At 73.4% G+C, this 7,276-nt stretch carries 1 protein-coding gene; it reads left to right on the top strand.

Going from position 1 to position 7,276, the window contains the following annotated elements:
* Positions 1 to 7,276: type I polyketide synthase (locus tag LCH29_RS43340; RefSeq protein ID WP_446467188.1), on the top strand; the 7,276-nt coding region annotated here is incomplete at both ends.

Here is a 7,276-nt window from a genome sequence, read left to right on the forward strand (position 1 = left end):
GGGCACCTCGTACACGCGCGAGGGCGGTTTCCTCTACGACGTCGCCGACTTCGATCCGGCGTTCTTCGGTATCTCGCCGCGCGAGGCCCTGGCGATGGACCCGCAGCAGCGGCTGCTGCTGGAGACGTCGTGGGAGGCGTTCGAGCGCGCGGGCATCGACCCGACGGCACTGCGCGGTCAGCAGGTCGGCGTCTTCGCCGGTACCAACGGCCAGGACTATCTGTCGCTGCTGATGGCGGCGCCCGAGGGGCTCGAAGGCCACCTGGGCACGGGCAACGCGGCGAGCGTGGTGTCCGGCCGGATCTCGTACACCTTCGGGCTCGAAGGCCCGGCGGTCACGGTCGACACGGCCTGCTCGTCGTCGCTGGTGGCGCTGCATCTGGCGGTGCAGGCGCTGCGTCAGGGCGAATGCTCGATGGCGCTCGCGGGCGGCGTCACGGTGATGTCCACCCCCGAGAACTTCATCGACTTCAGCCGTCAGCGCGGGCTTGCGGCGGATGGCCGGATCAAGGCGTTCGCGGCCGGTGCGGATGGCACCGGCTGGGGCGAGGGCGTCGGCATGCTGCTGGTGGAGCGGCTGTCGGACGCGCGCCGCAACGGCCACCCTGTGCTCGCCACCGTGCGCGGCTCGGCCGTCAACCAGGACGGCGCGTCCAACGGTCTGACGGCGCCCAACGGCCCGTCCCAGCAGCGGGTGATCCGGCAGGCGCTGACCAGCGCCGGACTGTCGGCTGGCGATGTGGACGCGGTCGAGGCGCACGGTACGGGGACGACGCTGGGCGACCCGATCGAGGCGCAGGCGCTGCTCGCCACGTACGGCCGTGACCGGGATGCGGACCAGCCCCTGTGGTTGGGCTCCATCAAGTCCAACATCGGCCACACGCAGGCGGCGGCCGGTGTCGCGGGCGTGATGAAGATGGTCCTCGCCATGCGCCACGGCGTGCTGCCGCAGACGCTCCACGTGGACGCGCCGTCGCCGCACGTGGACTGGGCCTCGGGCGCGGTCGAGCTGCTGAGCGAGACGCGGGAGTGGCCGGAGACCGGCCGTCCGCGCCGGGCCGCGGTGTCCTCGTTCGGCATCAGTGGCACCAACGCGCACACCATCATCGAGCAGGCCCCGGCGGTCGAGGTCCCGTCGCCCGAGGTGTCCGAGCCCCGTGCTCCGGAGACGCTGCCGTTCGCGCTGTCGGCCAAGAGCCCCGAGGCGCTGCGGGAGCAGGCCGCGCGGCTGCGCGCCTACGTCGAGACGCGCCCCGATGCGGCGCCGCTCGCCGTCGCCCACGCCCTGGCCGTCGGCCGCGCCGCCTTGGAGCGGCGTGCGGTGCTGACCGTCAGCGACCGCGATGAGCTGCTGCGGACGCTCGACGCGCTGGCGAGCGGCCAGTCCGCAGCGGGCCTGGTCGAGGGCTCGGTGGTGGACGGCAAGGTCGCGTTCCTGTTCACCGGGCAGGGCAGCCAGCGGCTGGGGATGGGCCGTGAGCTGTACGACGCGTACCCCGTGTTCGCCGATGCGCTGGACGAGGTGTGCGCGCATCTGGATCTGCACCTTGAACGGCCGCTGCGGGATGTGCTGTTCGGGGACGATGCGGCGGTCTTGGACCAGACCGGCTTCACTCAGCCTGCGCTGTTCGCGGTCGAGGTGGCGCTGTTCCGGCTGGTCGAAGCGTGGGGTGTGACGCCGGACTTCCTGTCCGGGCACTCGATCGGTGAGTTGGCTGCCGCGCATGTGGCGGGGGTGCTGTCGCTCGCGGATGCCTGCACCCTCGTAGCTGCTCGCGGGCGGTTGATGCAGGAGCTTCCAGCCGGTGGCGCGATGATCGCGGTGCAGGCGTCGGAGGACGAGGTGGCGCCGCTGCTCACCGACCGGGTGAGCATTGCCGCCCTCAACGGGCCCACCTCCGTGGTCATCGCGGGCGACGAGGACGCGGCGCTGGAGATAGCCGCCGGTTTCGAGGCGCAGGGCCGTAAGACGAAGCGGCTGACGGTCAGCCATGCGTTCCACTCGCCGCGTATGGACGGGATGCTGGAGGCGTTCCGTGAGGTCGCGGAGGGGCTGTCGTACGAGGCTCCGCGCATCCCGATCGCGTCCAACCTCACCGGTGCCCTCGTCTCCGCCGAGGAGGTGACGAGCCCCGACTTCTGGGTGCGTCACGTCCGCGAGGCGGTCCGCTTCCTGGACGGCGTCCGCACCCTCGAAGCGCAGGGCGTGACGACGTACGTCGAACTGGGCCCCGACGGTGTGCTCACCGCAATGGCCCAGGAGTGCGTGTCCGGTGAGGAGGCGGCGTTCGTCTCCGTCTGCCGCAAGGACCGTCCCGAGGCCGACGCGCTGACGAGCGCCGTCGCCCGTGCGTACGTCCGTGGCGTACCGCTGGACTGGGACGCCGTCCTCGGCGGCGCAGCCGCCACCCGCATCGACCCGGCCGAGTTGCCGACGTACCCCTTCCAGCGCCAGCGCTACTGGCCCAGCGCCGCGGCCCTGGCGGCGGGCGACCCCGAGTCGATCGGGCTAGGGGACATCGACCATCCGCTGCTGGGCGCCGCCGTGGCGCTCGCGGATGCCGATGGCCTGCTGCTCACCGGGATGCTGTCCACGCGCACCCATCCGTGGCTGGCCGACCACGCCGTCATGGGCACCGTGCTGCTGCCCGGTACGGCCTTCGTGGAGCTGGCGAGCGCCGCCGGTGCCCAGGTCGGCTGCGAGTACCTCGAAGAACTGACCCTCGAGGCGCCGCTCGTGCTGCCGGAGCACACCGGGGTGCGGGTGCAGCTCGTCGTGGACGGGCCGGACGGGACCGGCGCCCGCGCCTTCAGCCTCCACTCGCGCAGGCAGGACGCGCTCGGCACCGAGCCGTGGACGCGCCACGCCACCGGTGTGCTGACGGTCGGCGGCCGGACCGCCGCCCCCGACGAGCTGGGCTCCTGGCCGCCGCAGGGCGCGACGCCCGTCGCGGTCGACGGGCTGTACGAGGACCTGGCCGGGGCGGGCCTCGGGTACGGCCCGGTGTTCCAGGGCCTCAAGGGCGCCTGGCGGCTCGGCGACGACCTGTACGCCGACGTCGCGCTCCCCGAGGACACCGCTCTGACGGCGGGCGCCGAAGCGGGGCGGTTCGGGTTGCACCCCGCGCTGCTCGACGCCGCGTTGCACGTCATCGGGCTCGACAGCCCCGACCGGGAGGCGGCGTCGGCCGAGGGCGCGCTGCTGCCGTTCGCGTGGAACGGCGTCCGACTGCTCGCGGCAGGGGCCGATGTGCTCCGGGTGCGGGTGACCGAGCAGTCGCGGGACACCGTCTCGCTGCTGGTGGCCGACGGCACGGGACGGTCGGTCGCCACGGTCGAGTCCGTGGCGCTGCGGGCCGCCTCCGCCGACCAGGTGCGCGCGGCGTCGGGCGGGCTGCACGAATCGCTGTTCCGGCTGGACTGGACGGCGGTTCCGGCGCCCACGACGGGCGGCCCGACCACTGGCGATTGGGCGCTGCTCGGTGCCGGGAACCTCCCGCAGGACGCGTTCGGGCCCGGGGTGCGGAGCACCGCGTACCGCGATCTCACGGCGCTGCGTCAGGCCGTCGACGCCGGGGAGTCCGCGCCCGACACGGTGTTCATCAGCGGTCATCACGACGGCGACGACGCGGCGGCCGTGCACACCGCCACCCAGGACATGCTGGCCCTGCTCCAGTCGTGGCTGGCCGACGAGCGGTTCACCGAGTCGCGGCTCGTGCTGCTGACCCGGGGCGCGGTGGAGACCGAGCCGGGGACGGGCGTCGCACAGCTGCCGCAGGCCGCCGTGCGCGGGCTGTTCCGCTCCGCGCAGTCGGAGAACCCGGCCCGTCTGGTGCTGCTCGACGTGGACGGCGAAGAGGACTCGTACCGTACGGTGTCCGCCGCGCTCGCCCTGGACGAGCCCGAGGTGGCGCTGCGCGGGGGAGTGGCGCTCGCGCCGCGGCTGTCCCGTACGCCGATCGCAACGGAAACAAGTGGCCCGTCCTTCGACGGCAACGGAACCGTGCTGCTCACCGGCGCCTCCGGCACCCTCGGTGGGCTCTTCGCCCGTCACCTCGTGTCGACCCACGGCGTACGGCACCTGCTGCTGGTCAGCCGCCGTGGCGCCGCCGCCGACGGCGCCGACGCGCTGACCGCCGACCTCACGGCGGCCGGTGCCACCGTGACCTGGGCGGCCTGCGACGTGGCCGACCGCGAAGCGCTCGCCGCGACGCTGGCCGGGATCCCCGCCGAGCATCCGCTGACCGCCGTCGTGCACACCGCGGGTGTCCTGGACGACGGGATCATCGGCTCGCTGACGCCCGAGCGCGTCGCGGGCGTCCTGCGCCCCAAGGTGGACGCGGCGCTGAACCTGCACGAGCTGACCCGCGGACACGACCTGTCGGCGTTCGTGCTGTTCTCCGGCGCCGCGGCCGTGTTCGGCGCGCCGGGGCAGGCGAGTTACGCCGCCGCCAACTCCTTCCTGGAGGCCCTCGCCCAGCACCGCGCCGCCCAGGGGCTTCCGGCCACCGCGCTGGGCTGGGGCCTGTGGTCCGGCGCGGGCATGGGCAGCGGTCTCGACGACGTCGACCTGCGCCGCATCGCGCGCGGTGGCGTCGCCCCGATACCCGCCGACGAGGGCCTCGCGCTCTTCGACGCGGCACACGCCGACGGCTCGGCCGCCGTGCTGTTCCCGATGCGGCTCGACTATGCCGGGCTGCGCACCGAGGCCACGGCGACCGGCACCGTACCGGCCCTGTTCCGCGGCCTGGTGCGGGCCCCGGTGCGGCGGGCCGCCACCGCGGCCACCGGCACCGCCGACGGTTCCACGCTCGTACGGCGGCTGGCCGGGCTCGGCCGTCCCGAACAGGACCGTGAGCTGCTGGAGTTGGTGTGCGGGCGGGTCGCCGCGGTGCTCGGGCACGGCGGGGCCGACGCGATCGAGTCCGGGCGGGCGTTCAAGGAGTTGGGCTTCGACTCGCTCACCGCCGTCGAGCTGCGCAACGACCTCAAGACGGTCACCGGACTGCGCCTCCCGGCCACGCTCGTCTTCGACTACCCGACGCCGACCGCCCTCGCCGGTTATCTGCGGGACGAACTGCTCGGCGCCGAAGAGGCCGTGGCACCCGTCGCCACCGGCGGTGCGGGCGTGGTGGCGGCGGTGGACGACGACCCGATCGTCATCGTCGGCATGAGCTGCCGCTACCCGGGCGGTGTGACCACGCCCGAGGAGCTGTGGGACCTCGTCGCCGCGGGTGGCGACGGCATCTCCGGCTTCCCCGTCGACCGCGGCTGGGACCTGGACGGGCTGTACCACCCGGACCCCGACCACGCGGGCACCTCGTACACCCGCGAGGGCGGCTTCCTGCACGACGCCGCCGACTTCGACCCGGCGTTCTTCGGGATCTCGCCGCGCGAGGCCCTGGCGATGGACCCGCAGCAGCGGCTGCTGCTGGAGACGTCGTGGGAGGCGTTCGAGCGCGCGGGCATCGATCCGTCGACCGTGCGCGGCAGCCGGACCGGTGTGTTCGCGGGCGTCATGTACCACGACTACGTCACCGGACTGGACGGCATCCCGGAGGGCGTCGAGGGCTACGTCGGCACCGGCAACGCGGGCAGCATCGCGTCGGGCCGTGTCGCCTACACCTTCGGCCTGGAGGGCCCGGCGGTCACCGTCGACACCGCGTGCTCGTCGTCGCTGGTCGCGCTGCACTGGGCGATCCAGGCGCTGCGCGCGGGGGAGTGCACCATGGCGCTCGCCGGCGGTGTGGCGATCATGGCCACGCCCGAGACGTTCGTGGACTTCAGCCGCCAGCGCGGTCTCGCCACCGACGGCCGCTGCAAGTCGTTCGCGGCGGGCGCGGACGGTACGGGCTGGGCCGAGGGCGCGGGCATGCTGCTCGTGGAGCGGCTGTCGGACGCCCGTCGTAACGGCCACCCGGTTCTCGCCACCGTGCGCGGCAGCGCGATCAACCAGGACGGTGCGTCGAATGGTCTGACGGCGCCGAACGGCCCGTCGCAGCAGCGGGTGATCCGGCAGGCGTTGGCCGCTGCCGGGCTGTCGGCCGGCGAGGTGGATGCTGTGGAGGCGCACGGTACGGGGACGACGCTGGGCGACCCCATCGAGGCGCAGGCGCTGCTCGCCACGTACGGCCGTGAGCGGGCCGAGGACCAGCCGCTGTGGCTGGGCTCCATCAAGTCCAACATCGGCCACACCCAGGCGGCGGCCGGTGTCGCGGGCATCATCAAGATGGTGATGGCCATGCGGCACGGTGTGCTGCCGCAGACCCTCCACGTCGACGCGCCGTCCCCGAACGTCGATTGGACCGAGGGCGCGGTCTCGCTGCTGACGGAGGCGCGGGAGTGGCCGGAGACGGGCGGCCGTCCGCGCCGGGCGGGCGTGTCGTCGTTCGGCATCAGTGGCACCAACGCGCACACCATCATCGAGCAGGCTCCGGCGATCGAGGCCCCGGCCGAGGCATCCGAGCCGGACGACGCCCCCGGCCGTGTGCTGCCGTGGCCGCTGTCGGCCATGGGCCAGGAGGCACTGCGCGACCAGGCCCGCCGCCTGCGCGACCGGCTGAGCGTCGCCGACGAGACCGACCTCACCGACATCGGCTACACCTTGGCCACCGGCCGCACCGCCTTCGAGGACCGTGCGGTGCTGGTGGCGGGCGACCGCGAGGGCTTCCTGCGCGGTCTGACGGCATTGGCCGCCGGTGAACCGGCCCCGGGCGTGGTCCAGGGCTCACCGGTCGCCGGGAAGCTCGCCTTCCTGTTCACGGGGCAGGGCAGTCAGCGGCCGGGGATGGGGCGTGTGCTGTACGACGCCTATCCGGTGTTCGCGGAGGCGTTGGATGCGGTGTGCGATGCGCTGGATGTGCATCTTGAGCAGCCGCTGAAGACGGTCCTGTTCGGGGACGATGCGGTGGTCTTGGACCAGACCCGCTTCACCCAGCCTGCGCTGTTCGCCATCGAGGTGGCGCTGTTCCGGCTGGTCGAGGCGTGGGGTCTGCGTGCGGACTTCCTCTCCGGGCACTCCATCGGCGAGCTGGCTGCCGCGCATGTGGCGGGTGTGTTCTCGCTCGCGGATGCTGCGAAGTTGGTCGCTGCGCGTGGGCGGTTGATGCAGGAGCTGCCCGCCGGTGGCGCGATGATCGCCATCCAGGCCTCCGAGGACGAGGTGGCGCCGCTGCTCACCGAGCGGGTGAGCATCGCCGCGCTCAACGGCCCGATGTCCGTGGTGATCGCGGGTGACGAGGATGACGCCGTACAGATCGCCGCGACCTTCGAGGCG

It is taken from the genome of Streptomyces sp. BRA346 (assembly GCF_052851135.1).